This is a genomic window from Xanthobacter cornucopiae (assembly GCF_043195065.2).
In the GTDB taxonomy this organism is placed as follows: domain Bacteria; phylum Pseudomonadota; class Alphaproteobacteria; order Rhizobiales; family Xanthobacteraceae; genus Xanthobacter.
Window position 1 is genome coordinate 2,556,582 of sequence record NZ_CM195531.1, and the last position, 26,551, is coordinate 2,583,132.

General features: G+C 71.8%; 16 protein-coding genes. 10 read left to right on the forward strand and 6 right to left on the reverse strand.

Annotated elements, in window-relative coordinates:
* Positions 1-314: 314 nt before the first annotated feature.
* On the forward strand, positions 315-5,183 hold the full coding sequence (locus V5F53_RS11240) for an NAD-glutamate dehydrogenase (RefSeq protein ID WP_393996524.1): 4,869 nt from the start codon (positions 315-317) through the stop codon (positions 5,181-5,183).
* 144 nt (positions 5,184-5,327) lie between these two features.
* Here the strand turns inward: V5F53_RS11240 and V5F53_RS11245 are convergent, their stop codons facing one another.
* Complete coding sequence (locus V5F53_RS11245) at positions 5,328-5,936, reverse strand: NAD(P)-dependent oxidoreductase (protein WP_393996525.1); 609 nt, start codon at positions 5,934-5,936, stop codon at positions 5,328-5,330.
* 366 nt (positions 5,937-6,302) lie between these two features.
* Between V5F53_RS11245 and V5F53_RS11250 the strand changes: the two genes are divergently transcribed.
* Positions 6,303-6,770 carry a winged helix-turn-helix transcriptional regulator gene (locus V5F53_RS11250; RefSeq protein WP_393996526.1) on the forward strand — a complete coding sequence of 156 codons (468 nt, stop codon included), beginning with the start codon at positions 6,303-6,305 and terminating at the stop codon, positions 6,768-6,770.
* 94 nt (positions 6,771-6,864) lie between these two features.
* Here the strand turns inward: V5F53_RS11250 and V5F53_RS11255 are convergent, their stop codons facing one another.
* From V5F53_RS11255 to V5F53_RS11265, 3 genes are all read right to left on the reverse strand, one after another.
* The gene (locus V5F53_RS11255) at positions 6,865-8,463 is read right to left on the reverse strand and encodes a PEP/pyruvate-binding domain-containing protein (RefSeq protein WP_393996527.1); all 1,599 of its coding nucleotides are present in this window, start codon (positions 8,461-8,463) and stop codon (positions 6,865-6,867) included.
* Between the two features lie 12 nt (positions 8,464-8,475).
* A complete protein-coding gene (locus V5F53_RS11260) occupies positions 8,476-10,404 on the reverse strand; it encodes a coiled-coil domain-containing protein (protein ID WP_393996528.1) in 1,929 nt (642 codons plus the stop codon).
* Between the two features lie 756 nt (positions 10,405-11,160).
* Entirely contained in the window at positions 11,161-11,613 is a 453-nt protein-coding gene (locus V5F53_RS11265; protein ID WP_393996529.1) for a hypothetical protein, read from the reverse strand.
* 296 nt (positions 11,614-11,909) lie between these two features.
* On the opposite strand from V5F53_RS11265, the gene V5F53_RS11270 reads away from it, so the two are divergent.
* The 6 genes from V5F53_RS11270 to V5F53_RS11295 all read left to right on the forward strand — a co-directional run bounded on the left by V5F53_RS11270 (position 11,910) and on the right by V5F53_RS11295 (position 19,216).
* Complete coding sequence (locus V5F53_RS11270) at positions 11,910-13,286, forward strand: MFS transporter (protein ID WP_393996530.1); 1,377 nt, start codon at positions 11,910-11,912, stop codon at positions 13,284-13,286.
* Positions 13,287-13,364: 78 nt separating this feature from the next.
* Positions 13,365-13,706, forward strand: coding sequence for a cupin domain-containing protein (locus tag V5F53_RS11275; RefSeq protein WP_393996531.1), 342 nt, complete (start codon positions 13,365-13,367; stop codon positions 13,704-13,706).
* Between the two features lie 213 nt (positions 13,707-13,919).
* The gene (locus tag V5F53_RS11280) at positions 13,920-14,153 is read left to right on the forward strand and encodes a hypothetical protein (protein WP_393996532.1); all 234 of its coding nucleotides are present in this window, start codon (positions 13,920-13,922) and stop codon (positions 14,151-14,153) included.
* Between the two features lie 109 nt (positions 14,154-14,262).
* Positions 14,263-16,692 carry an ATP-dependent helicase gene (locus V5F53_RS11285; protein WP_393996548.1) on the forward strand — a complete coding sequence of 810 codons (2,430 nt, stop codon included), beginning with the start codon at positions 14,263-14,265 and terminating at the stop codon, positions 16,690-16,692.
* A 278-nt stretch (positions 16,693-16,970) separates the two neighbouring features.
* Positions 16,971-18,224, forward strand: a complete 1,254-nt coding sequence (locus V5F53_RS11290) for a GGDEF domain-containing protein (RefSeq protein WP_393996533.1) — start codon at positions 16,971-16,973, stop codon at positions 18,222-18,224.
* 92 nt (positions 18,225-18,316) lie between these two features.
* Positions 18,317-19,216: a 50S ribosomal protein L11 methyltransferase gene (locus V5F53_RS11295; protein ID WP_393996534.1), complete on the forward strand. Its 900-nt coding sequence runs from the start codon at positions 18,317-18,319 to the stop codon at positions 19,214-19,216.
* Between the two features lie 497 nt (positions 19,217-19,713).
* Here the strand turns inward: V5F53_RS11295 and V5F53_RS11300 are convergent, their stop codons facing one another.
* Entirely contained in the window at positions 19,714-19,908 is a 195-nt protein-coding gene (locus V5F53_RS11300) for a hypothetical protein (protein WP_393996535.1), read from the reverse strand.
* 333 nt (positions 19,909-20,241) lie between these two features.
* A complete protein-coding gene (locus tag V5F53_RS11305; protein ID WP_393996536.1) occupies positions 20,242-20,751 on the reverse strand; it encodes a thioesterase family protein in 510 nt (169 codons plus the stop codon).
* Between the two features lie 222 nt (positions 20,752-20,973).
* On the opposite strand from V5F53_RS11305, the gene V5F53_RS11310 reads away from it, so the two are divergent.
* Positions 20,974-22,386: an FAD-binding oxidoreductase gene (locus V5F53_RS11310; protein ID WP_393996537.1), complete on the forward strand. Its 1,413-nt coding sequence runs from the start codon at positions 20,974-20,976 to the stop codon at positions 22,384-22,386.
* A gap of 190 nt (positions 22,387-22,576) precedes the next feature.
* Positions 22,577-26,467, forward strand: coding sequence for an AsmA family protein (locus tag V5F53_RS11315; protein ID WP_393996538.1), 3,891 nt, complete (start codon positions 22,577-22,579; stop codon positions 26,465-26,467).
* The last annotated feature ends 84 nt before the right edge of the window (positions 26,468-26,551 follow it).

Below are 26,551 nucleotides of genomic sequence, written 5' to 3' on the forward strand. Positions count from 1 at the left end.
GCGGGTGCATCGTCGGGACCACGCGTGACGACTGGCGGCGCCTTCGGCGGCCGCGCGGCGGGCGCAGGCGCCGCCGCCGGACCGGCCGCCTCCGCGCCCTTGGCCGCCCGCGCCTGCTTCGCGGGCGTGCTGGTTTTTTCGGCGGCGGCGCTTTTCGTCTTTGAGCCGGCGGTGGAGCGCTTCACTGTGGGGGCCATGGGCGTTGCCTCGTCATCTTTGCGTCGCGGCTCCCGGCCGAACGTCACCAGCCGTGATCCGGCCGCAGATTAAGGCCGGAACCGCGTGACACGAGGGCGTCCATTCGGGGAGTAGCCATGACTGTTCAAGGCTTTCAGACTGCCGAAACCGACCACGACCTGCAAGGACGCATGGAGGCGGTGCGCGCCGCGCTCGCCTCGGACGCGCCGCTGGTTCCGGAGCTGTTCGCGCGCACCTTCCTGTCGGCCATCGCCCCGGAAGACCTGGCGCCGCTCGACCCCGCGCTGCTCGCGCGCCTCATCCAGGAGGCCTGGGCCCATCTCCTCGGCCGCCCGCGCGGGGTGGCCGACGTGCGCGTGTTCGACGCGCCCGGCGCCGGCCTCACGGTGATCGAGGCCATCAACGACGACAAGGCCTTCCTGTTCGATTCGGTGGCCGGCGAGCTGGCCGACCGCAAGCTGGAGCTGAAGCTCGCGGCCCACCCCATCTTCCATGTGGTGCGCGACCGCGACGGCACCGTCGCCGGCCTCGCCGACCCCGCCCGCAAGCTGGAGGACCAGGACAACCGCGAGAGCCTCATCCACCTGCACGTCGGCGCCATCGACGCCGCCGAGCAGGCGGCGTTGAGCGCCGGCATCGCCGCCACCCTCGCCGATGTCCACGCCATCAACGAGGATTTCCAGGCCATGCGCCGGCAGGTGAAGGGCCTCGCCAAGAGCCTGCGCAAGGACCGCTCGCCGTATTCGGACAAGGACCGGCTGGAGGCCGCCGACCTCATCTCCTGGCTCACCGAGGACAATTTCATCTTCCTCGGCGTGCGCGCCTACGGCCTCGACGCGGCCGGCACCCTGGAGGCGGACGCCGGTTCCGGCCTTGGCGTGCTGCGCGACCCGGCGGTGCGCGAGCTGCGCTTCGGCGAGGGCCCGGTGGTGGCGGCTCCGGAGCTGCGCGCCGCCCTCGACGGGCCACAGCCGCTCATCTTCTCAAAGGCCAGCCTGCGGGCGCGGGTGCATCGCCGGAACGTGATGGACTATGTGGGCATCAAGACCCACGACGAGAAAGGCCGCGTCAGCGGCGCCGTGCACATCGTCGGCCTGCTGACCTCCACCGCCTACACCCACTCGGTGCGCGAGATTCCCTATCTGCGCCTTAAGGCCGAAGCGGTGGTGCGGGCGGCCGGGCTGGAGCCGCAGAGCCATTCCGCCCGCGCCCTGGAAACGGTGCTGGAGACCTATCCGCGCGACGACTTCTTCCAGGTGGACGCCGACACCCTCTCGACCCACGCCCGCGAGATCCTTTCGCTCTACGACCGGCCCCGGGTGCGGGTGCTGCCGCGCCTCGACCGCTTCGGCCGCTTCGCCTCGGTGCTCGCCTACGTGCCGCGCGAGCGGTTCGACGCCGCCGTGCGCGGACGCATCGGCGCGCTGCTGGAGGAGGCCTTCAGCGGCACCGTCTCGGCGGTGGCCGAGAGCTTCCTCACCGGCGTGCCGCTGACACGGGTGCACTACACCGTGGACCGCGCCGGCGGCCCGTCGCCGGAGGTGGACCGCACCGCCCTCGAGCAGGCCGTGGCCGACGCCACCCAATCCTGGAGCGACCGGCTGTGCGCCGCCATCGCCGGCGCGTCCGGCCTCGTCGGCGCCGACGCCAGCCTGCTGCGCCGGCGCTACGGCCCGGCCTTCGGCGCCGGGTACCAGGCCGCGTTCGACGTGGCCACCGCCCTCGCCGACATCGAGCGCATCGAGCGCCTGTCGCCGGAGCGGCCGATCGCCATCGACTTCTATCGCCGCGCGGACGACCCCGACACCCGCATCTCCCTGCGCCTGCTCTCCTATGGCGCCCCGCTGCCGCTCTCCATCCGGGTACCTATGCTGGAGAACATGGGCCTCAAGGCCATCAACGAGCGCACCTACCGCATCGTCCCGCGCGACGGCGACGTCATTCCCGGCGACGAAGACGCCGAGGGGTTCCCCGGCCTGGAGCGCTGCTGGCTGCACGACATGTCGCTGGAGCGGGCCGACGGGGGCGCCATCTCCATCGCCGGCGCGGACGAGCGCCTGGAGGACTGCCTCAACGCCGTGCTGCGCGGCGCCGCCGAGGACGACGGCTTCAACGCCCTGGTGCTCGACGCCGGCCTGTCCTGGCGCGAGGCGGCGCTGGTGCGCGCGCTCGGACGCTACCTGCGGCAGGCAGGCATTCCCTTCAGCCCGGACTATCTGTGGCGCACGCTGGCGCTGCACGGCACCATCGCGCGCGACCTGGTGGCCCTGTTCCACGCCCGCTTCGACCCCGCCTGCGACCCGGCGCCGCAGGCCCGCGCCGCCCGCGAGGCGCCGCTGCGCGACGCCCTCGCCGCCGCGCTCGCGCAGGTGTCGAGCCTGGACGAGGATCGCATCCTGCGGCGCTTCCTCAACCTGGTGGACGCCACCGTGCGCACCACCTTCTACCAGAGCGACGCCGAGGCCCGCCCGCGCGAAGCCATCGCCCTCAAGTTCGCGAGCGCCAAGGTGGACGGGCTGCCCCTGCCCCGCCCGCTCTACGAGGTGTTCGTCTATGCCCCGCGCGTGGACGGCGTGCACCTGCGCTTCGGCAAGGTGGCGCGCGGCGGCCTGCGCTGGTCCGACCGGCCGCAGGATTTCCGCACCGAGATTCTCGGCCTGGTGAAGGCGCAGCAGGTGAAGAATGCGGTGATCGTGCCGGTGGGCGCCAAGGGCGGCTTCGTGCCCAAGCAGCTGCCGGCGGGCGGCGGGCGCGAGGCCATCCTGGCCGAGGGAACGGCCGCCTACGAGCTGTTCGTCTCCAGCCTGCTCGACCTCACCGACAACCTGAAGGGCGGGGCGGTGCTCCACCCGGCCGACACCGTCCGCCTCGACAGCGACGACCCCTATCTGGTGGTGGCGGCGGACAAGGGCACCGCCACCTTCTCCGACACCGCCAACGCCATCTCCGCCCGCCACGGCTTCTGGCTCGACGACGCCTTCGCCTCCGGCGGCTCGGTGGGCTATGATCACAAGGCCATGGGCATCACCGCCCGCGGCGCCTGGGAGGCGGTGAAGCGCCATTTCCGGGAAATGGACATCGACATCCAGGCCACGCCGGTGACGGTGGCCGGCGTGGGCGACATGTCCGGCGACGTGTTCGGCAACGGCATGCTGCTGTCGTCCGCTCTGAAGCTGGTGGCCGCTTTCGACCATCGCCACATCTTCCTGGACCCGGAGCCGGACCCCGCCCGCGCCCATGCCGAGCGGCAGCGCCTGTTCGACCTGCCCCGTTCCTCCTGGGCCGATTACGATCCAAGCCTGATCTCCGCCGGCGGCGGCGTATTTCCCCGCTCGGCAAAGAGCCTGGAGGTTTCCGCCGAGGTCCAGGCGCTGCTGCGGTTCCCGAAGGCGCAGGCGACGCCGGCGGAGCTCATCAACGCCATCCTGAAGTCCTCGGTGGACCTGCTGTTCTTCGGCGGCATCGGCACCTATGTGCGCGCCTCCACCGAGACCGACGCCCAGGCCGGCGACCGCGCCAACGACGCCGTGCGGGTGAGCGCGGCGGAGCTGAACGCCAGGGTGATCGGCGAGGGCGCCAACCTGGGCATGACCCAGCGGGCGCGCATCGAGGCCGCCCGGCGGGGGGTGCGGCTCAACACCGACGCCATCGACAATTCGGCCGGCGTGAACACCTCCGACGTGGAGGTGAACATCAAGATCGCCCTCGCCCACCCGCTGGAAAGCGGCGCGCTGGCGCCCGAGGCCCGCGCCGCGCTGCTGAAGGAGATGACGCCGGAAGTGGCGCGCCTGGTGCTGCGCAACAACTATGCCCAGACCCTGGCGCTCTCCCTGGCGCAGCGCAGCGGCGCCGACGACCTCGCCTTCCAGCAGCGGCTGATGCAGATGCTGGAAGCACGCGGTGAGCTCGACCGCGCGGTGGAATTCCTGCCCTCGGACGCCGAGATCGCCGACCGCCGCTCACGCGGCGAGCACCTCACCCGGCCCGAGCTGGCGGTTCTGCTGGCCTATGCCAAGCTGGCGCTGAACGCCGATCTGATCGCCTCCAGCGTGCCCGACGATCCCTATCTGGCGCATGAGCTGGCGACCTATTTCCCGCCGCAGATCGAGGCGCGCTTCCCCGCCGCCATCGCCAGCCATCGCCTGCGCCGCGAGATCATCGCCACCGGGCTCGCCAACGCCATCGTCAACCTCTGCGGTCCCTCGGCGCTCGCCCGCATCACCGACCAGACCGGCGCCGACGCCGCCGCCATCGCCCGCGCCTTCGCCGCGGTGCGCGACAGCTACGGCCTGCCGGAGCTGCTGGCCGAGATCGACGCTCTCGACACCAAGGTGAAGGGGGCCGCCCAGCTCGCCCTCTACGCCGGCGTGGAGGAACTGACCCTGGGCCGCATCGTGTGGTTCCTCGGCAACGTCTCGTTCGCCGATGGCATCGCCGTGGTGGTGGATCATTATCGCGCCGGCATCGCGGCCGTGGCCGCCGCCCTCGACGAGAGCCTGCCAGAGGCCTGGCGTGCCGCCCGCCAGGCGCGCATCGACGAGCTGAGGGCCGAGAATGTGCCGGAGGAACTGGCCCGCCGCATCGCCTCCACCCGGGCGCTGGCGGCGGCCTCCGACATCGCCTTGCTGGCGCAGGCCACCGGCCGGCCCATTCCGGACGTGGCCAGCACCTTCTTCGCCGCCGGACGCTATTTCGACGTGGACGTGCTGACCATGCAGGCGCGCAGCATCGTCGCGCCCGACTATTACGACCGGCTGGCCCTCGACCGCGCCCTGGCGCAGATCGAGACCTTCCTGCGGCGGATCACCGGGCAGATCCTCGCCGGGAGCGGGGCTGGCGCGGCGGGCCTGGAGGCCTACATCGCCGCCCACCGCGACGAGGTGGAGCGCATGCGCGGCACCGTGCGCGACATCGCCGCCTCCGGCCTCAGCCTGTCGAAGCTGACCCTGGCGGCAAGCCTGCTGGGCGATCTGGTGCGCGGCTGAGAATCAGCCGCCGCCTGACGGCCCGGCCAAACCCCTTCGCGAGACATCGGCTCGCGAAGGGACCGGGCGTCGCGGGCCGCCCCGCCGCCGGGTCGCGGAACCCGCGAACACTCCTGGCGGACCCGGCCCACCAGCCGGGCGCGATCAGTAGCCCACGGTGAAGCGGCGGCGAACGTGCGCCGGGGCCTCCAGCTCATCGAGCAGGGCCACCGCGAAGTCCTCGCCGGAGATGGCGCTGCGCCCGTCGGCCCCGACCAGGAGCTGGTCGCCGCCCAGCCGGAACACGCCGGTGCGCGCGCCGGGCTCGAACAGGGCCGAAGGCGAAATAAACGTCCATTCCAGCTCGGTCTCGTTCCGCAGCGCCGCCAGGAACGCAACGCCGGGGCGGGCGAACGGCTTCCACACCTCGGGGAACTCCGGCGTGTCGATGAGCTGCACCCCCGGCGCCACCTCCAGGCTTCCGGCGCCCCCCACGATCAGCACCCGCGCGATGCCCCCCGCCTTCAGCGCCGCCGCGAGGTCCGGCTCCGACAGGGTCTGGAAATGCAGCGCGCTCACCACCGCATCGTGGCCGCGCAGAAGCTCATGGAGGCCGGGCGCGGCAACATCGGCCGCCACCGTGGTGAGCCCGGGACGAGCCGCCAGCCCCTCCGGCTTGCGGGCGATGCCGGTGACCTGGTGCCCCCGCGCGAGGGCTTCCGCGACAATGCGCGAGCCGGCCATGCCGGTCGCGCCGAGAACGGCGATCTTCATTGAAGGCTCCTGCCTGGCGAATGCCGCGCCCCCGGTGAGCCCGCGGGCACGAAACGGGCCGGGACGACCGGCGGTTCGATTTGGGAACCATATGCTCAAACGGAACTTGGTTTAAAGAAGGCACCGAGCCCTTACCAGGTCACCAAAGGGGAACCGGACAGCCGAGGCCCGACCGTCGCCCCCCATCCCCCAGGGGCGCGACGGCGTGGAACATGGCTGGCAGACGGCGTGGAGCATGGCCCGCAGGGCGAAAATGCAGCGAAGTATATGAAGACGCTTGGCGGTTCTCTTCAGGAACCATATGCTTGAAAGGAACTTGGTTCGAGCGCGGCACCACGCCGGCGCCAAACCCTGCCGGAGAAGCCGATGACTGAGCCGAAGGCCTCTGTTTCCGAAGCGGGAACCCCTCGCGCGAACCTCGTCGCGGACATGCCGGACGCCGATCCGCACCCGTGCGAAGTGCCGGCGGATGCCGGGCAATGGGCCAGCGGCGGCCCCTGCCCGACGCGCGACGTGCTCGACCGCATCGGCGACGCCTGGAGCGTGCTGGTGGTGGTGAACCTCGTCACCGCGCCCTGCCGCTTCAACACGCTGCGCCGCCGTCTGGGCGGCATCTCCCAGCGCATGCTGACGGTGACGCTGCGCGGGCTCGAACGCGACGGGCTGGTGCTGCGCACGGTGTTTCCCACCACGCCGCCGCAGGTGCAATACGCCTTGACGCCCCTCGGCCTTTCGCTGGCGCAGGTGCTGGAGACGCTGAACCGCTGGGCCTTCGACCATGCCGGCGAAGTGGCGGCCGCCCGCAGCCGCTTCGACGCCACCGCCGGCTCCTGACGCCGTTCGCCCCGTCCGCGCGCCGCCCGGCGGCGAGGGGACGGGGCGGCCCGGTGCGAGCCGCCCTTGAAGCGCCGGCGGCGTGCCGTTCCGGTCAGGCGGTGACGGCGGCGGCCCCGCGCCAGCCGTCCACTTCCCGCAACTCGGCATCCAGCCGGTCCACCAGGATCTGGCCCCGGCCGAGATAGACCGCCCCGGCGTCGCCATCGACGGACAGCCAGTCGCCTTCCGCGACCCGCGTGTCGCCCACGCGGGCCGTGCCCGCCGCCACATCCACCACCAGTTCCGTGCAGCCGGCGACACAGGGCTTGCCCATCTGCCGCGCCACCAGCGCCGCGTGGGCGGTGCGCCCGCCCACCGCGGTGACGATGCCCGCCGAGACCGAAAAACCGGCGACATCCGAGGTGCTGGTGTCCGGCCGCACCAGGACCACCGGCTCACCGCCATCGGCGAGGCGCTGGGCGCTCTGCGAGGAGAATGCGGCACGCCCCACCGCCACGCCGGCCGACGCCCCGGTGCCGCGCACCAGCAGCGGACCGAGATCGGCCAGCCGCGCTTCCACCAGCGCCCCGGCATCGAGCGCACCCACCCGCGCCAATCCCTCCTGGGGCGAAATGAGGCCTTCGCGGACCAGATCGATGGCAATGCGCAGCGCCGCCCGGGGCGTGCGCTTGGCCGAGCGGGTCTGGAGCAGCCACAGCCGCCCGTCCTCGATGGTGAACTCCACGTCCTGCACGTCATGGAAGGCCCGCTCCAGGGTGCCGAGCATTCCCCGCAGCGCCTTCGCCGCCGCCGGCACCGCCTGCGCCAGCGCCGCCTCGGTCTGCGGCGAGCGGGCGCCGGACACCACGTCCTCCCCCTGGGCCTCGAACAGCACGTCGATGACCGGCTCCGAGGCACCGCTCGAGGGATCGCGCGAGAAGGCGACGCCGGAGCCGGAATTGAGGCCGCGGTTGCCGAACACCATCGCCTGAACCGTCACCGCCGTGCCTTCGAGATGGTCCAGCCGTTCCAGCGCCCGGTAGGCGCGGGCGCGCTCGCCCATCCAGGAGCGATAGACCGCCTGCGCGGCGCTTTCCAATTGCGCCATGGGGTCGGCGGGAACGGCGTCGCCGTCGTCGTCGAGCGCTTCGCCATAGGCGCGGGCGAGCCGCTCCAGTGCCTCCCCGTCCAGCTCCTCCACCCGCGCCACCTGCTCGCCCGCCACCAGCGCGGAACGCGGGCCGGCGAGCACCGCCGGGGCGACGCCGAGCACCACGGCGCTGAAGCTCTCCAGGAAGCGGCGGCGGCAATCCCAGGCGAAGCGCGGATTGCCAGTGCTGCGGATCAGCCCGCTCACCGCCGCCGGGGTGGCGCCCACATCCAGCACCGTATCGAGCATGCCCGGCATGGACCGGGCGGCGCCGGAGCGCACGGAGACCAGCAACGGCCTGCGGCGGTCGCCCAGCCCACGGCCGGTGGCGGCTTCCAGGACGGCGATGCCCTCGGCAAGGCCACGGCGCAGGGTCTCACGGGCATCCGCGTCGCCGCGCACGATGGCCGCGCACAGGCGCACCGGCAGCACGAAGGCGGGCGGCACCGGCAGGCCCAGGGCCGCCATCTGCGCCAGATTGGCCGCCTTGGCGCCGACCGTCTCGGCCGAGGGCAGAGGCGCGGCCGGCTGGCCGGCCGCGCCGATGGTGACGATCTTCATGGGACGCGCTCCCTATCTGGACAGGTCGGCGAGGACATGGGCATGAAGCAGGTGGCCGAAGCCGGCGAGCTGATCGGTGGCGCGCTCCAGCGCCCGCGCCAGCTCCAGGGCGGCCAGCGCCGCCTTCATGTCGTGGTCCCCGCGCAGCACCCGGGTGGTCACCGCCCGCTCGGCGGCATCGCCCTGGTGCTCGATCTCCACCAGCCGGCCGAAGGCGGCGATGGCCTCCTCGCTGTCCACGCGGTTGCCGTCGGGAATCTCGACCGCCGCCGCCACCCCCATGGCGGCCGCCTCGCTGCCCGATACGGCGAGCCGGGCCAGCCGCACCAGCGGTTCGGCGAGGCCGGCATCGAAGCCCGCCGGCACGAGGGAGGCGATGAAGGCCGCCTGCTCCAGCTCGTCGATCACCTCCTCGATGCGGTTGACGAGGCGCTCCACCGCACGATCCACATCGAGCCGGGCAATCTCACCGCGCGCGTCCAGGGCGATCCGGTCGGCCTTCTGCTCGATGCGGCGGGCCCGCTCCGCCAGCGCCGCGCCATCCGCCTCGCGGCCGGTGGCGAGCGCCTCCACATGCTGGGCGATGGCCACCGCCACCTCGCGGGCGAGGCCGGCCTGGCGGATCACCACCGCCAGCAGCGCCGTGTCCACCCGCTCCAGGCGCCAGACCAGATCCGCCTCGATGCGGTCGCGGGCAAGGCGCAGGGCGCTGCCGTCGAGCAGCGCCTCGGTGCAGATGCGCAGCACCGCTTCCAGGAAGCCCACCGCCGCCTCGCGTCCGAGCACCGCGTCGAGCCGCTCGCCGAAGCCGATGCGGGTGGGGGCCGCGTGGTGCACCGCCGCCGCCACCACCTCGCTGCCGCCGAGCTCCAGAAAGCCGCGATGGCCGATGCGGTTGCGCGCGCCCCATTGCAGGATGCGCACAGCGTCCGCCTTCGGCACCCAGGCCCGCAGCACCTTGCGCGCCTTGTTCCAGTCGATCAGGAACACCAGGGCCGCCCCGAGCGCCTCCAGGAAGGCCTGGCGCCGGCCGACATCCGCATCGGCGAGGCGACCGGACACCAGATAGAAGACGCCGCCCTCGGCCAGGCCTGCCGCCCGCGTGGCGTCGAGATCGCTCCACTTGGCGGGGAAGTCCTCGAAGCAGGCGACGAAGAACTTCGCCCGCGCCCGATGCACGTCGGAATAGGTGACGCTGACCTGATCGCCCTCCAGCACGATCACCACCACATGGGCGTCGGTCTCGCCGATGTCGTTCTGGATGGTGAGCCGCGCCCCGGCGCGGGTGGCCACGGTGGCGAGGCCCGGATGATCGAACTTGAGCCGCCGGGTCGCCTCGACCCCGCGCATGAAGGCCTCCACCGCCGGATGGTCGCCCGGTTCCAGCCCATAAGCGTGGGCGCCCGCCACCACCTCCTCGGCATGGGCGGCTGCCAGGCGATTGAGGTCCTTGTGGAGATCCATCACCAGGCGGTGCAGACTGTCGGCGCCGGTGGCGGACAGGCTCGACAGGGCCAGGATCTCGGCTTCGGTGAGGGCGTCGCTCTGGCCGAGGGCGGTGCGCGCGCGCAACGCCTCCAGGCGCTGCGCCGCCGCCGCCCCGGCGGCCGGGTCACCGGCCGCCACCGCGCGGGCCATCGCCTCCACGTCCTGCCACACGCCGACGCCGAGGGCGCCGATGCCGGGCGCCTGCACCTCGCCGCCGGCGGCACGACCGGCCCGCGTCACCAGCGCGTCCATGGCCACGGGGTCGAGACCCACCGCGCGGCAGTCCTCGGCGAGGGAAAACCGTGGGCCAGCGGGGGCGCCGGCGGTCCGGCCGGCATCCTGAAGCACGCTGAGCCGCACCTTGACCCGGTCGTTGGCCCGGAGGCCGTCGGCGATGAGCGACGGAAGCAGGATCTCGCCATTGCCGAGCTCCTCGACAATCTGGGACTTCATGCGCACCTCCCCATCCGGACCGCCGGTCGATGGCCCCCACCACCGCCCGCGCCCCGGCCTCGTCTTCGCCGGCCTTCCCTGACCTCGTCCTGGGCACGCATACACCACCGCCCCGAACAGACCAAGCAACACCCACCTGCTCCAACCTCAAATATTTGGAAAATTATCATATTATCTGGGGCTAAACTGTCATGACAGCGTCACGATTACATCCAGGCCGGGCGCCGCCAGCGGACGCGATCTTGCCGCGCCCACCGCCAGCGGGAAAGCGGCGATGCCCATGGGCCGGATAACGCGCGAGGCGGCGAACCCGACGGCCGGCGTCGCGAAGGCGCCCCGCCGCCCGCGCCCTCAGGCGTCACCGACGCCACGGCCGGAAGACCACAGGGACGAAGCTCTCAGGGCGGAAGGCCGCGCCCATCGCGGGCGCGCCGCGTCCGACGCCGGGGGCACGCGCGTCCCGCGGCCGCCCTTCGTCCAGGACGCGAGCTGGCGGCCCCGCGACACGGCGGGCGGGTCGGACCAAAGGCCCGCAAGCTTCGCTCAGGGGGCTTTGGTCAAGCCCGCGCGGCGCGCGAGCGGACCCACCTGGCACCGGTCGAAGACCGGGGCCGACGGGATCAGACCCTCGCGGACCCGCGCGCCGATTCCAGTCCACGCGATTTTCCGCCCGGAACAGGGGGTTGCACATCATCCCGTCGCGGCGACCAACCGCCGCCGGGGGGCGTCGCGCCTCGACGTCAGCGGGCCTCGGTGTCAGCGGGCCTCGGCGCCGCCCTGCGCCGCCAGCAGCGCGGCAAGCACCCGCGCCCCGTCCTCCAGCGGCCGCAGGCCGGTCGCATCAAGCCGGCGGGGCTGGACGCCGGCCGCGCACAGGGCGCCCAGGCTGGTGCCGAAGACGGACAACACCGGCACGCTGGCAAAGGCGCGCACCGCCGGGCCGTCCGGCCCCAGCCGGGTGTCGCGGAACGCGGCGCTGTCCCACACGTCGGCGAGGCTCAGGCGCTGGCGCAGCGCCGCCGCCGTGGCGAACAGGCGGGGCGCATCAAGCTCATAAAGGCCGTCACTCTCGCGGCCCATGTCCACCAGCAGCAGCTGGCCCAGCCGCGCGAAGCCCACATACGGCAGATTGAGGGCGTGGCCGGCCAGCCGCAGGCAGGGGCCCACCGCCGCGCCCGCGGCGTTCAGGTCGCATTCCGGCGGGAGCATCCGCAGGACGCTCGAATCCCACCCTTGCGACAGCGATCTCTGGAACGGCACGGACCCGTGCAAAGTGGCGTCCCTCCGGCAACGGTTACGGATGCCGCCCCCGCGCATCGGCTCGCCAGCATGACGGCAGATGGCGAGTAATCATCGGAACTACATGACCGCGCTCCCCGCTTCAATATAAATATGGCTTTGAATTCATGCTCTTCCTATCGCCGATGGCGTTTTTGAGCCGAATTGTGATAAGGCCAAAATGCGACACTTACCGCTCCCACCCTCTTGCTTCAGACTGCGCTGCGATGGCCCTCTTCTACACCGAGACCGAGAGGCGACGTGCGGTCGCCGGCTGGATCCTGTTCGACCCGGCGTGCCAGCCTTATTTCACGCTGATCACCACCTTCATCTTCGCCCCCTACTTCGCCTCCGCTGTGGCGCCGACCCCGGCGGAGGGGCAGGCGCTGTGGGGGTTCGCCACCGGCGCCGCCGGGCTCATCATCGCCTTCTGCTCGCCCGTGCTCGGGGCGGTGGCGGATGCCTCCGGCCGGCGCAAGCCGTGGATCGCGCTGTTCGGCGCCATGCTCATCATCGGCTCCAGCCTGCTGTGGTTCGCCGTCCCGGGCGATGAAAGCCGCATCCCGCTCATCCTCGCCGCCTTCGCGGTGGGCACCATCGGCGTGGAATTCGCGACGGTGTTCAACAATGCCATGATGCCCAACCTCGCGCCGCCGGAGCGGCTGGGACGGCTCTCCGGCACCGGATGGGCAGCCGGCTATTTCGGCGGGCTGATCTCGCTGGCGATCATGCTCGCCCTGTTCTCCACCCAGCCCGAGACCGGGCTGACCCTGCTCGGTCATCCCCCCGCGTTCGGGCTCGACGCGGCGCTTCGGGAAGGCGACCGCCTGTCCGGCCCGTTCACCGCCGCCTGGTTCGCCCTGCTGGTGCTGCCGCTGTTCCTGCTGGTACCCGACCCGCCCGCGGCGATGCCGATGACGGTGGCGGTCAAGACCGGCCTGTCGCGCATCAAGGCCCTGCTGCCGCGGCTGAAGGCCCAGCCCGTCCTGGCGCGCTTCCTCATCGGCAACATGGTCTATGCCGACGGCCTCGTCGCCCTGTTCGCCTTCGGCGGCATCTACGCCGCCGGCGTGTTCGGCTGGGGCTCGATCCAGATCGGCATCTTCGGCATCGCCCTCACCATCACCGGTACCCTTGGCGCCCTGACCGGCGGCTGGCTCGACGACCGGCTGGGCTCGCGCGCGGTGATCCTGGCCTCGCTCGCCTGCCTCATCGTCGCCTGCCTGGGCCTGCTGTCCCTGGCGCGGGACGCGGTGCTGTTCGGGCTTGTGCCAACAGCGCCGGCCAGCGGCCTGTTCGCGACCGTTCCGGAACGGGTCTATCTCGGGCTCGGCCTGCTCATCGGCGCGGTGGCCGGGCCGCTGCAGGCCGCCTCGCGCACGCTGCTGGTGCGGCTCGCGCCGGCGGAGAACCTGGCCGAATGCTTCGGGCTGTTCGCGCTGTCCGGGCGCATCACCTCGTTCGCGGCGCCCACCACGGTGGCGGTGGTCACCGCCGTCACCGCCAGCCAGCGGGCCGGGGTGGCGGTGCTGCTGGTCTTCTTCGGCCTCGGCGCCGTGCTCATCGCCGGCCTCAGGCCGCCGCGCCGGGCGACCGCCGGCTGAACCCGGACTGGCCTGTTCTTGCGGACGCCGGCATCCTCCGCCAAGGATGCCGGCGTCCCTCGACCCCGGAAGGCCGCCATGACGCTCCGTTCCATCCGCTTCAATCCGACCCCCCATGTGGACCCGGCCGCCGCCACCACCGTCCACGAATGGTACCAGGACCAGAGCGGCGCCTTTTCCGCCGGCTTCTGGGCCTCCGAGCGCTCCACCCTCGCGGTGAATTACGAGGAGGACGAGTTCTGCGTGATCCTGGAGGGCACGGTGGAACTCACCGATGCCTCCGGCCACGTGGAGGCCTACCAGGCGGGCGAATCATTCCTCATCCCCTCGGGCTTCACCGGCACCTGGCGCAACGTGACCCCGGTACGCAAATTCTACGTGGTGCACCTGCCCAAGGCGGCGGCCAAGGACGCGCCCTGAGGACCGCCCTGAGGACGAGGCCACCGCGGCCTTGGCGTTGTCCTCACTCCGGCCGTCCTCCGCGCGGCGCCAGGAAGATTGGCGCCAGGAGGAGTTAGCGCCAGGAAGAGTTGGTGCCAAGGCCATCTGCAACCGGAAATATCCGGAGCCGGGAACATTTGGCTCCGCCCCCCGTTTTCCTTCCAGACCCCTGGTTCTGGAAGGAGGAACATCATGTCCGTACGACTTCAGATCGCGGCGATGATCTTCTTGATGGCGCAGGCGATGGCCTTCTTCGCCGCCACGCTGGTGCTGCTTCTCACCCCGCTCTCGCGTGAGGCCATGAGCCTGATGCCCTGGATCGTGGTCGGCACGGCGGCCGTGTCGGCACCCCTGTCGTGGTGGCTGGCGCCGCGGCTGCGCGCCCGCACCTGGCGCCGGGACGGGCCGATGGAGCTGCTGAAATAGCCGGCCCCGACCCGGCGGCGGGTCGGGTGCTCTCGCAATCGCCGTGATTGAGTGCCATTTTGTTCTCGACAGAGAATCACGCGTCCGCGAGAAAGTGCCCTTGACCCAATTGCCCCAATCGCGCCGGCAGCCGGTGGCGCCCGCGCCCGACAGCCCCGCCCCGCGCCCCGGCGGCATCGCCGCGCGGGCGCTGGCTGGTGCCGCACCCGCCGCCGCGCAGGCCGGTTACCTCTCCGGCCTCAATCCCGAGCAGCGGGCGGCGGTGGAAACCCTCGACGGGCCGCTGCTGGTGCTGGCCGGCGCCGGCACCGGCAAGACCCGCGTGCTCACCACCCGCATCGCCCACATCCTGGCCACCGGCCGCGCCTATCCCTCCCAGATCCTGGCCGTCACCTTCACCAACAAGGCCGCGCGGGAGATGAAGGAGCGCATCCACGCCATGGTCGGCGACCAGGTGGAGGGCATGCCCTGGCTCGGCACCTTCCATGCCATCGGCGTGCGCGTGCTGCGCCGGCACCACGAGCTGGTCGGCCTGAAGAGCGGCTTCACCATTCTCGACACCGACGACCAGATCCGCCTGCTCAAGCAGCTCATCGCCGCCGAGAACATCGACGAGAAGCGCTGGCCGGCGCGGCTTCTGGCCAACACCATCGACGGCTGGAAGAACCGGGGGCTCGGCCCGAAGGACGTGCCCGCCGGCGAAGGCGCGGTGTTCGCCAATGGGCGCGGCGGCGCGCTTTATGCCGCCTACCAGGCGCGGCTGAAGGCGCTCAACGCCGTGGATTTCGGCGACCTGCTGCTGGAAGGCATCCGTCTGTTCCGCGAAAATCCCGACGTGCTTGCCGAATACCATCACAAGTTCAAGTATCTGCTGGTGGATGAATACCAGGATACGAACGTCGCCCAATACCTGTGGCTGCGTCTCCTGGCGCAGGGCTCTCGCAACGTGTGCTGCGTGGGCGACGATGACCAGTCCATCTATGGCTGGCGCGGCGCCGAGGTGGACAACATCCTGCGCTTCGAGAGCGACTTTCCCGGCGCCACGGTGATCCGGCTGGAGCGCAACTACCGCTCCACCGGCCACATCCTGGCCAGCGCCTCCCACCTCATCGCCCACAACGAGGGCCGGCTCGGCAAGACCCTGTTCTCGGAAGGCGAGGAAGGCGAGCCGGTGACGGTGACCGGCGCCTGGGACAGCGGCGAGGAAGCCCGCGCCATCGGCGACGAGATCGAGGCATTGCAACGCGCCGGCCATGCGCTGTCGCAGGTGGCGATCCTGGTGCGCGCCTCGTTCCAGATGCGCGAGTTCGAGGAGCGCTTCGTCACCCTCGGCCTGCCCTATCGCGTCATCGGCGGCCCACGCTTCTACGAGCGGGCGGAAATCCGCGACGCTTTGGCCTATCTGCGCTGTGTGAACTCCAGCGCCGACGACCTGGCGTTCGAGCGCATCGTCAACGTGCCCAAGCGCGGCGTCGGCGACGCCACCGTCAAGCAGATCCACGACGTCGCCCGTTCGGCCGGCGTGCCGCTCCAGGACGCGGTGCGCCTGCTGGTGGAAAGCCAGGAGCTGAAGCCCAAGGTGCGCGGCGCGCTGCGCGGGCTGATGGACGCCTTCGACCGCTGGCGGGCGCAGGCGCGCACCCTTCCCCACACCGAGCTGGCCGAGATCGTGCTCGACGACAGCGGCTATACCGACATGTGGCAGAAGGACCGCTCGGCGGACGCCGCCGGCCGGCTGGAGAACCTGAAGGAGCTGGTGCGCTCCATGGAGCCGTTCGAGAACCTCCAGGGCTTCCTTGAGCACATCTCCCTGGTGATGGACGCCGCCGACAACGGCGCCGGCGAGGATGCGGTTCAGATCATGACCCTGCATTCGGCCAAGGGGCTGGAGTTCGACACCGTGTTCCTGCCCGGCTGGGAGGAAGGCCTGTTTCCCCACCAGCGGGCGCTGGACGAGCAGGGCAAGGCCGGCCTGGAGGAGGAACGGCGCCTCGCTTATGTGGGCATCACCCGCGCCCGCGCCTCGGCCCGCATCTATTTCGCCTCCAACCGGCGCATCCACGGATTGTGGAGTTCCACCCTGCCCAGCCGCTTCCTGGATGAGCTGCCCGACGCCCATGTGCGGGTGGAGGAAAGCCGGGGCGGCGCCGGCTGGGGCGGCTCCAGCTATGGCGGCTCCAGTTCCAGCTACGGGGCCAGCCGGTTCGACGCCGGTGCGTTCAGCGGCTCGTCCTATGCCACCCCCGGCTGGCAGCGGGCGCAGGCCCAGCGCGGCGACGGCTTCAAGGAGGCAGGCGCCCGCTACACCCCAGGCGGGCGCGGCACGGCAGGCCCCTCCCACGCCGGCCCGCGCGTGATCGAGGGCACCCTGGTGGCGTCGTCCACCGCTTCGTCATCGGCCTTCAGCCGCGGCGAGCGGGTGTTCCATGTCAAGTTCGGCTATGGGGATGTCGTGGGCATCGACGGCAACAAGCTCACCGTCCAGTTCGACAAGGCGGGCGAGAAACGGGTACTGGAAAGCTTCGTGGAAAAAGTCTGATGCCCATGCGGCGCCGGCCGAACCCCCTTGCCTGCCGGCGGCGGAATCCTCCCTCGCGCGTGCTCGGAGCGGATGCATGAGCGGCGGGCGCTGACGCAGCGTTAACCAGCGGCGCGTCCGCGCTGCACAGCCTGTCCGCGACGTGTCATGATGCCCCGGCGCTGATCGTGCGTGCCGTCCCGTTCCGCACGGCGCGGCCGGCCCTCGGCGCGAAGCCTTTTCCTCTCGGCGCGCGGCAACGCCACCGGGCTGTACGATGTTGATGTTGCCCACGACCCATGGCCCTGTTCACCATCATCCTGCTGCTCATCGCCCTCGTGCTCTATTTCGGGGCGATGCTGGCGCTGTTCCGCCTGCGCGGCACGCTGGGCATCGGCACTTTTTTCTGCGCCCTCGGCAGCCTCCATTTCATGGAGACGTACCTGGCGGCCTCCTTCTACCTGAGCCTGCCCTTCGGCGTGTCGCTGTCGCCCGGCTCGGTGGTCATGTTCTCCGGCAAGCTGGCGCTGCTGCTGCTGGTCTACATCCGCGAGGACGCCGAGGTGGCGCGCCAGCCCATCTACGGCCTGCTGCTGGGCAATGCCATCCTCATCGCCCTGGTCTCCATCCTGCGCCTGGAACTGGCGGACGGACGGCCGCAGGCAGCCGGCGACCTGTCGTTCATGGACCAGATCGGCGGCCTCATGCTGTGGGGGACGCTGCTGCTGTTCGTGGATTCCATCGCCATGATCCTGCTGTACGAGCGGATCTCGCGTCCGCTCCGGCGCTGGCCCGTGCTGGCCATCTGGCTCACCCTGGCATTGGTGCTCACATTCGACCAGGCGGGCTTTTTCGCGGTCCTGCACCTGAGCCTTGGGGTGCCGTGGTCGGCCGGACTCGGCGGTTGGATCGGCAAGCTGGCGGCGGCGGCGCTGTACGCCCCCCTGCTCGCCTCCTACCTCAGGCGCTTCGAGCCCCTTGCCAGCACCACGCCACGCCGGCTCGCCGACGTGTTCGGCGCCCTCACCTACCGCCAGCGCTACGAGGAGCTGACCCGCACCGCCCGCCGCGACCCGCTCACCCAGGTGCTGCATCGCGGCCAGTTCGAGCCCCTGGGCCGCGACCTGCTGGCGGTCTCGCAGACCTCCAGCCGGCCAGTGAGCCTGCTGCTGATCGACATCGACAATTTCAAGGACGTGAACGACCATTTCGGCCATCCGGTGGGCGACGTGGTGCTGCGGCGGGTGGCGGATGCCATGGGCGAGGCGCTGCGGCAGTCGGATTACGTGGTGCGCTACGGCGGCGACGAATTCGCCGCCTTCGCCCCCGGGGTGGATCACTCCGGCGCTCTGGACCTCGCCGCCCTGCTGCGGGCGCGGGTGGCCGCCGTGGTCCTGCCGGGCGGCGTGCCGCCGCTCACCCTGTCCATCGGTGTCGCCACCGCGCCCCAGGACGCCCAGGCCTTGACGGACCTGCTTGGGGTGGCCGACAAGCGCCTTTATGCGGCCAAGGCCGGCGGACGCAATACGTCCATCGGCGCCATCGAGGCCTGAGCCGCCCCTGTTCGCCGCTTTGCTTGGCCACCCCCTGGCCGCTCCCTCCCGGCCGTTTCCGCGGCCGTCCCAGAAGCCGGAACCCGCGCCCGATGCTCGAAGGTCTTCCCCCCAACGACGCCACCCATGTGATGCGCGTCTGCGCCCCGCGCCAGCCGGCGCAGCGCATCGCCGATCTCATTTCCGAGACCTTCGACCCCACCGACGTGGCGGTGGCGAATTTCGAGCGGACCGAGAACGACTGGGTGGTGGAAGTATTCGCCGGCGAGGCCTTCGATCCCGAACGGCTGCGTGAGCTGGTGGAGATCGCCGCCGGCCCCGAGCTGGCGGCCGGTGTCACCTTCTCCGCGGTGGAGGAGAAAGACTGGGTGGCGGCGAGCCTGGAAGGGCTCGCGCCCGTCAGGGTCGGTCCCTTCATGGTGCATGGCGCCCACGACCGCGACCGCCTGTCGGCCAATGTCATCGGCATCGAGATCGAGGCGGCGCTGGCGTTCGGCACCGGCCACCACGGCACCACCCAGGGGTGCCTGGCCGCCCTCGCCGACGGGGCCCGGCGCGGCCGGCCACGGCGGGTGCTGGATGTGGGCACCGGCACCGGCGTGCTGGCCATCGCCGCCGCGCGGCGCTTCCACACCGAGGTGGTCGCCAGCGACATCGACATCGTGGCGGTCAGGACCGCCCGCGCCAATGCCCGCGCCAACAAGGCCGGCGCCGGCATCACGCTGCTGCACGCGGCCGGCGCCGACGCCCGCAACCTCACCGCCGGCGGCCCCTATGACCTGATCCTGGCGAACATCCTGCTGCCGCCGCTGAAGCGCATGTCGCGCTCGCTGCGCGCCCTAATGGCGCCGGGGGGCAGGATCGTGCTGTCGGGCCTGCTGGTGTCGCAGGTGCCGGCTGCCCTGGCCGCGTACCGCAATCACGGGCTGCGGCTGGTCTCGCGCCGCCATATCGAAGGCTGGGCCACGCTGGTGCTTGCCGCCGACCGCTGAGCCGCGGGCGCATCACGGAACAGATCGCGCGGGCGGCGCTGGCCCTGCAGGGACCCTCACCGCCCCCTCTTGCCGGACGGGGGTGCGAGAGGCGCCCTGCGCACATTCCTGGGGGTGCACGCCTTGGGCGATGCGCGCGCGGTGGCGCCGCACGATGGTTGGGACGACATCTGGGAGGCCCGGGGAGGCGTCCCGCTCACCCCCGCGGGCGGGCGCGCCTCCCCGATCCCAAAGGCAGGCCCCGCGCCGGCGAGAGCTTCTCTCCGCCCGGGATCTGCATTGGTGGCACGACGGGGGAGCCGGCCGATGACGCCGCAGATACGCGCATCGCTCCAGTCCCGGCGTCACGCCTCTTTGCCGCGCGGCTTCCCCCACCGCGTGCAAATTCCCCATCCGGAGCGAGCGCCGTCCGCCAGCGCGTCCGGCGATCCCTCCACACCTCGACATCACCGCGCAATCCGTGCGCGAGGCGGCATCGCCGCCGGGTCGGGAGCGTCCTAGAAGCTGTCGCGGCGATGCTCCACATGGTGCGCGAGATAGCGCGCCACCTCGCGCTCGGCCTGCTCCGCGCGGGCGGCGATGAGCGCATCAAACAGGCGCCCAAGGAAGCCCCGCTCCGGCTTTGCGGCGGCGGCAGCGCCCGCGGCAGGCGGAAGAGCAAACGACTTCGCGGGATAGGTCACGGCACTCATGGAGGCCTCCTGTTCCGGGTCATCCGGGCCCTGTGGCCCTCGATGCCATGCAGCCTATGCTGCATCGCACCACGCCGAGAACAGATAGGTCAGCATACCTGACCTGCATTGCACGCAACAAACGCAGCACCATTCCGGCCCGCTCCTTGCAGGCTTGGTACGGTCTTGATTTTCCAAGATATGCGCGCGACCGCCGAAAAATCAGGCAGCGACGCGGCTGGAGATACTGACCCGAAACGCGCCTGTCAACACGACGCCCCACGCCACATGGATGCCGCCCTGGAACACCCGCGCGCAGCGCGCGGGGCAAAGGCCGAAGCCGCCGGCGCGAGGTCAGCAGCGCGCCGACATGCACACCCGCCGGCCCAGGCCCTCGGGCGGCGGCAGCGCGGCATGGGTGGCCCGCATCAGGGCGATGCGCTCCAACACCTCGTCTGGAAAAGCCGTGACGTGGCGGGTCTTCAGGTTCACATGCAATGCCATCTGCTCGCAGGTGGCGGAAATCCAGCCCTCCGCCGCGTGGTGCAGGGCCTGGTAGAGATGAATGCGCTTCTCGTCATAATCGAGAAGGCGCAAGGTGACGCGCACCGGGCTTTCGGGTGTGATCTCGCGAAGATAACGGACATGTGCCTCCGCCGTGAAGAAGGAAGAAGCCCGCTCGCGCGCATATTGAGGGCCGAGCCCGAGAAGAGTCAGCGCCTCCTCCACCGCATGGTCGAAGATCAGATTGTAATAAGCCATCTTCAGATGACCATTATAATCCATCCATGCCCGGTCCAACTTCACGGAGGAAGCGACGAACGGGGCGAAGAATACGGGCTCGAAATCGATCCGATCCAGCATGGCAGTCGCTCCCTGTCTTGGAGGTTGCTTTATGGATGGTCACTGTGCCGTGAGATGAGGCAATCGTCACCCCGGAATTCGAGCAAAATCTGGCGGCCAGACCGAATCGGAAATATCACTGTCAAACTGAAACCTGCACCAGGCGGCCATCACCTACCGCCTCCGCCGGGACCCGCTCATTCCGCGCGCCGGAGCGTCGCCGTCAAAGTTAAGGAAAAGTAAATGCATCCCGCAGCCGCGAACTCCCGGGCCTCCCATCACGACCGTGTCGCCACCGCCACAGCGGAACTGAAATCAATACTCGATCACAAGGTCGTGACAAATGCCACCGTCCGCGCGCAGCACGCCAATGTGACCACCTACCTGCCCAACGAGCCGGCAGATGTGGTGGTGTTCGCCGCCTGCACGGAAGATGTGCAGGCGGCGGTCCGAATCTGCGCGACCCACGGCGTTCCTGTCATTCCCTGGGGCGCCGGCACTTCGCTCGAGGGGCAGGTGAACGCTCCGGCCGGCGGCGTGTGCATCGACCTCTCGCACATGAGCCGCATCCTCGCCGTCAACGCCGCCGATCTCGACTGCGTGATCGAGCCCGGCGTCACCCGCAAGCGGCTGAACGAGGAGCTGCGCGACCAGGGCCTCTTCTTCCCCATCGACCCCGGCGCCGACGCCTCCCTGGGCGGCATGGCCTCCACCCGCGCCTCGGGCACCAACGCCGTGCGCTACGGCACCATGAAGGACAATGTGCTGTCGCTGAAGGTGGTCACCGCAGACGGCAGCCTCATCACCACCGCCACCCGGGCCCGCAAGTCCGCCGCCGGCTATGATCTCACCCGCCTGTTCGTCGGCGCCGAGGGCACGCTCGGCATCATCACCGAGATCACCCTGAGGCTGTACGGCATTCCCGAGGCGATCTCCTCCGCCGTCTGCCCGTTCCCGTCCATCGCCGCGGCGTGCGACACCGTCATCGCCACCATCCAGAGCGGCATCCCGGTGGCGCGCATCGAGCTGCTCGACGAGGTCCAGGTCAAAGCCTGCAATGCCTATGCAAAGCTCGGCCTGGCGGAAACCCCCACCCTGTTCCTGGAATTTCACGGCAGCGAAGCGGGGGTGCACGAGCAGGCCGAGCGCTTCGGCGCCATCGCCGCGGACTTCGGCGGCGGCCCGTCGGTGTTCTCCACCCGGCCCGAGGAGCGCTCGCGGCTGTGGCAGGCCCGGCACGATGCCTATTGGGCGGCGCTGCTGCTGCGCCCCGGCGCCAAGGCGGTGGCCACCGACGTGTGCGTGCCCATCTCCCGCCTCGCCGACTGCGTGGAGGAGACCAAGGCCGACATCGACCGCCTGGGCCTCATCGCCCCCATCGTCGGCCATGTGGGCGACGGCAATTTCCACACCGTGCTCATGGTGGACATGGACGACCCGCGGGACCTGGCCAAGGCCAAGGACTTCATGGCCCGCCTGGTGGACCGCGCCCTGGCCATGGGCGGCACCTCCACCGGTGAGCACGGCATCGGCCAGGGCAAGATGAAATACATGGCCGCCGAGCATGGCGACGGCGCCCTGGAGGCGATGCGCGCCATCAAGCGCGCCCTGGACCCGCAGAACATCATGAATCCCGGCAAGATCGTCGCCGTCTGAACACACACCGCCGCCAACACGCGCGCCGGGCGTCGGGCATGCGATAAAGGCGGGACAGGGCGCTTTCGCGCTGCAACACTGACGCGAAAGCGCGCCACACTGGAACCGGGCGGATGGCGCGGCTCGCCGCGGCCGCGCGATCCGGGCGCAACATCCAAGCGGCCCGCTGCCGGCCATCGGGGAGACAGGCGTGCAAGGGATCCTCATCAGCCTCGCCACCGCGCTCACGCTCGCCATCCTGGGCGCCTTCGCGGCGCCCCTGGTGGTGGACTGGAACGCCTGGCGCGGCACGTTCGAGCGCGAGATCGGCCGCACCCTGGGCGTGCCGGTGGTCATTCGCGGCGACATCGCGGCCGAGCTGCTGCCCGCCCCCCGCCTGACCCTGAAGGACGTGACACTGGGCGACGTGGTGTCCACCGGCGGCACGGTGCGCCAGTTCCAGGCCGAGCTGTCCCTGGGCGCCCTGATGCGCGGCGAGGTGGAGGCCACCGGCGTGTCGCTGCTGCGGCCGCATCTGCGCATCGTCATCGACAGCAACGGCCGCCTCGCTTTGCCCACCGGCGCCGGGCGCGCCGCCGACATCGGCATCGCCCGCCTGGAGGTGCGCGACGGCGCCCTCGACCTGCTCGATCGCGCCTCCGACCAGACCTTCGCCCTCAGCGACCTCGACCTGCGCGGCGAGGCCCGCTCCCTCTCCGGCCCGTTCAAGCTCGACGGCGAGGTGGAGGCAGCCGGCGCCCGCTTCGGCCTGCGCGCCACCCTGGGCAAGCTCGACGCCGCCGGCGCCGGGAAGCTGCGGCTGACCCTGGACGGGCGCAACCGGCCCTATGCCGTCGATCTCGAAGGCACTTTCTCCACCCTCGATGCCACGCCCGGCTTCGACGGCCGCGCCAGCCTGGCCCGCAAGGGCGCGGCCGGGCTCGACTCCTGGCAGCTCTCCGGCCACCTGAAGGCCTCCCCGGCGCAGGTGCTGGCCGACAATCTGGAGCTCGCCCTCGGCGGCGCGGCGACCCCGGCCCAGCTCGCCGGCGCCGCGCGGCTCACCCTCGGGCGCGCCATCGGCCTCGACGTGGTGCTGAACGCCCGCAGCCTCGACCTCGACGCCCTCGGCGCCGGCGGCGAGGCCACCGCCGGCGCCAGCCCCGCCATCCGCCCGGCGGAGGCCATCGGACGCGGCCTGTGGATGCTGGCCGACCTGCCCACGCCCGACATCGCCTCCCGCATCGGCGTCTCCGCCGAACAGCTGGTGCTGGGCGGCACCGTGGTGCGCGACGTGCGGCTGGACATCACCGGAGCCCGCGCCGGCTGGCGCGTCGATTTGGCCGAGGCGCAGCTGCCCGGAAAGGCGGCGCTGAAAGCCTCCGGCGCCCCCGACGCCGGCGGGTTCTCCGGCGCCCTCGCCTTTACCGCCGAGGACCCGGCCGCCTTCCTGCGCTGGGCGGCCCCGGACGCCGCCCGCGATGTCGCCGCGGCCATTGGCGCGCCGGCCCGCATCACCACCCGGCTCAAGCTGTCCCCCGGCCGCATCGGACTCGACGGGCTCGACGCGAGCTTCGGCCCGAGCCGGCTGACCGGCACTCTCGCCGCCGCCTTCCCCACCGGTGGCGCTCCGAAGCTCGACCTGAAGCTGACCCTCGACGGCTTCGCCCTCGACCCCATCGTGGCCGGCCTGCAGCGGGCGGCCGCCGCGGTCGGCGGTGGGGCCGACGCCAGCGCGGTGCTGGACGGGCAGAACCTCACCATCGCCGGCCAGCCGCTCGGCCGCCTCGCCTTCGATGCCGCCGCCACCGGCGGCAACTGGCGGGTGAAGCGGCTGATGATGGACGACCTCGGCGGCATCCACCTGGAGGGCGCCGGCTGGATGGAGAATTTCTCCACCACCCCGCGCGGCGAATTCAACCTGTCCCTGAGCGGCGCGAAGGCGGACGGCCTGGTGCCGGTGGCCCGGCTGGTGGCCGGCCCGGAAACCGCCGACGTCCTGGCCCGCCTGGCCCCGGTGGCGGCGCCGGTGAAGCTCTCCACCGCGGTGACATGGAACGAGGCCGGCGGCCGGGGCATCACCAGCGCCGGCAGCCTCGGCCAGATGTCAGGGCAGGTGTCCTTCACCCGCAGCGCCGCTGGCGTGCCGCTTGCGGTGGCGCTCACCGCCGAGGCGGCCGATGCCGCGCCGGTGCTGGGGGCGCTCGGTCTCACCGGCCTCAATCCGCGTCTCGGCGCGGCGCGCGGCGAATTCACCCTCTCGCCCCTCACCCCGGGCGAAGGCCAGGTGCGCGTCAAGCTCGCCACCGCCGGCCTCACCCTGGCCGGCGAAGGTCCGGCGCGCCTCGTCAATGGCGCCATCGAGCCCCAGCTCGCCGTGCGGGCGGACGGCGCCGACCTTGGCCGCCTGCTGCCCCAGGTGGCGGCCGCCGCCGACAACGCCCCCGTACCCGCCGCCCTTGCCTTCGGCCTCACCCGCACCGCCGGCCTCTGGCAGATGGCGAACATCGAGGGCTCCGTGGGCGGCGCGCCCGTCACCGGCACCCTCGGCCTGGAACCGGGGACGGTGCCGCGCCTGAGCGGCCGGCTCGCCTTCGACACCCTGTCGGTTCCCGCCATCGTCGGGCTGCTCGGGGCCCGCGCCCCCGGGGCGGAAGCCACGCCGGCCACGCCATGGAGCGGAGCGCGGCTGCAGCCCGGCCCGGTCAATGGCGTCGCCCTGGGCGTGGACCTGGTGGCGAGCCGGCTTGCGCTGATCGGCCCCTATGTCCTGTCGGGCGCGCGGCTGCGCCTCGCCAGCGACGGCATCGACCTCGACCTGCGCGACATCACCGGCGGCTTCGGCGGCGGACGGGTGAGCGCCGCCCTGCAGGTGCGCAACCGCGCCGAGGGCGTGGAGGCGGACGGGCGCCTGCTGCTCGACAAGGTGGACATCCCGCCCCTCGCCATGGCCGGGGGGGCCCGCACCCCGCCCGCCGGGCGCGTCAGCCTCGCGCTCGATCTCGGCGGCATCGGCCGCACACCGCTGCAACTGGTGCAGAGCCTGTCCGGCCAGGGCACCCTCGCGGTGCAGGCTCTCAAGGTAAGCGGCGCCGACCCCACCGCGCTCGACGCGGTGCTGGCGGAAACCGCCAGCCTTCCGGCACCGCCCGACGAGCGCCGCACCGCCCTGCTGTTCGACCGGGCGCTGCTGCGCGGCCCGCTGGTGGTGCCCGCGGCGGATTCCACCCTGGCCGTCGTCAATGGCGTGGTGCGCCTGTCCCCAGCCCGCACCAGCGTCGGCGACACCCGTCTGTCGGTTTCCGGCAGCCTCGATCTGGCACGGCTGCTCATGGAAGCCGCCATCGACTACGAGGGCCCGGCGCAATCGGGCGTCAGCCCCACCGGAACCCTGGCGTGGCGCGGCACGGTGAGCGCGCCTGATCGGCGCGTGAGCGCCAGTGGCCTCACCGGCGTCATCGCCATGCGCGCCATCGAGCGCGAAACCCGTCGCCTGGAAGAGCAACGCGGAGCGACACCCGCCGCGCCGTCCGCCGCCTCTGCCTCTGCCCCTGCCCCTGCCGCGAGCACGCCGGCCCCCGCGCGCGCCGCGCCCGGGGTTCCGCAAGACCCCGCGGCAACGGCGCCGCGCCCGGTGGCGCCGGCCGCCCCCCGGCCATCCGCGCGGGCTTCCGACACCATCGAGCGACATGACCTGGCGGCGCCCGCGCCCTCACCCTTCGGCACCGCCACCGGCACTCCGGCCGCCGGCGCCGGAACCGGCGTCACGGCGCCAGCCGCCACCCCGCCCGTGCCCGCCCCGCCCGAGGCACCGGTCCCCGTCCGCGAGGCGCCGACGCCGACCGCGACCGCCGCGCCGCCCCCCCCTCCGGCAGCACAGCCACCGCGTCCATCGACGGTTCGCCCGCCGCTGCCGCAGGCGGTGCCGATGCCGGCACCGGCCGCTCCCCAAGCGCAGGCCCGACCACAGGAGGCTCCGCCGCGCCCCGGCCCGCGGCCGGCCGTGCCCGTCGTGCGCCCGCCGCTGCCTCTGGAGCCGACCCTTCCGCCCACGCGAGGCTTCGGCGACCTGCCGCGCCCGCCCGGCCTTGTCGGCGAATGACGCATCGGCCCGTCAGCCCGCGCGCTCCGCCGCTCTCGCCCGAAAAGCTGTTCCGGAAATGGCGGGCCGCCCGACCTCCACAGG

Excerpts from the sequence above, each read along its gene's own strand:
- V5F53_RS11265 (WP_393996529.1), bottom strand. The coding sequence starts at position 11,613 with ATGCTCCCGCCGGAATGCGACCTGAACGCCGCGGGCGCGGCGGTGGGC.
- V5F53_RS11260 (WP_393996528.1), bottom strand. The coding sequence starts at position 10,404 with ATGAAGTCCCAGATTGTCGAGGAGCTCGGCAATGGCGAGATCCTGCTT.
- V5F53_RS11275 (WP_393996531.1), top strand. The coding sequence starts at position 13,365 with ATGACGCTCCGTTCCATCCGCTTCAATCCGACCCCCCATGTGGACCCG.
- V5F53_RS11270 (WP_393996530.1), top strand. The coding sequence starts at position 11,910 with ATGGCCCTCTTCTACACCGAGACCGAGAGGCGACGTGCGGTCGCCGGC.
- V5F53_RS11310 (WP_393996537.1), top strand. The coding sequence starts at position 20,974 with ATGCATCCCGCAGCCGCGAACTCCCGGGCCTCCCATCACGACCGTGTC.
- V5F53_RS11245 (WP_393996525.1), bottom strand. The coding sequence starts at position 5,936 with ATGAAGATCGCCGTTCTCGGCGCGACCGGCATGGCCGGCTCGCGCATT.
- V5F53_RS11255 (WP_393996527.1), bottom strand. The coding sequence starts at position 8,463 with ATGAAGATCGTCACCATCGGCGCGGCCGGCCAGCCGGCCGCGCCTCTG.
- V5F53_RS11295 (WP_393996534.1), top strand. The coding sequence starts at position 18,317 with ATGCTCGAAGGTCTTCCCCCCAACGACGCCACCCATGTGATGCGCGTC.
- V5F53_RS11305 (WP_393996536.1), bottom strand. The coding sequence starts at position 20,751 with ATGCTGGATCGGATCGATTTCGAGCCCGTATTCTTCGCCCCGTTCGTC.
- V5F53_RS11290 (WP_393996533.1), top strand. The coding sequence starts at position 16,971 with ATGGCCCTGTTCACCATCATCCTGCTGCTCATCGCCCTCGTGCTCTAT.
- V5F53_RS11300 (WP_393996535.1), bottom strand. The coding sequence starts at position 19,908 with ATGAGTGCCGTGACCTATCCCGCGAAGTCGTTTGCTCTTCCGCCTGCC.
- V5F53_RS11250 (WP_393996526.1), top strand. The coding sequence starts at position 6,303 with ATGACTGAGCCGAAGGCCTCTGTTTCCGAAGCGGGAACCCCTCGCGCG.
- V5F53_RS11280 (WP_393996532.1), top strand. The coding sequence starts at position 13,920 with ATGTCCGTACGACTTCAGATCGCGGCGATGATCTTCTTGATGGCGCAG.
- V5F53_RS11240 (WP_393996524.1), top strand. The coding sequence starts at position 315 with ATGACTGTTCAAGGCTTTCAGACTGCCGAAACCGACCACGACCTGCAA.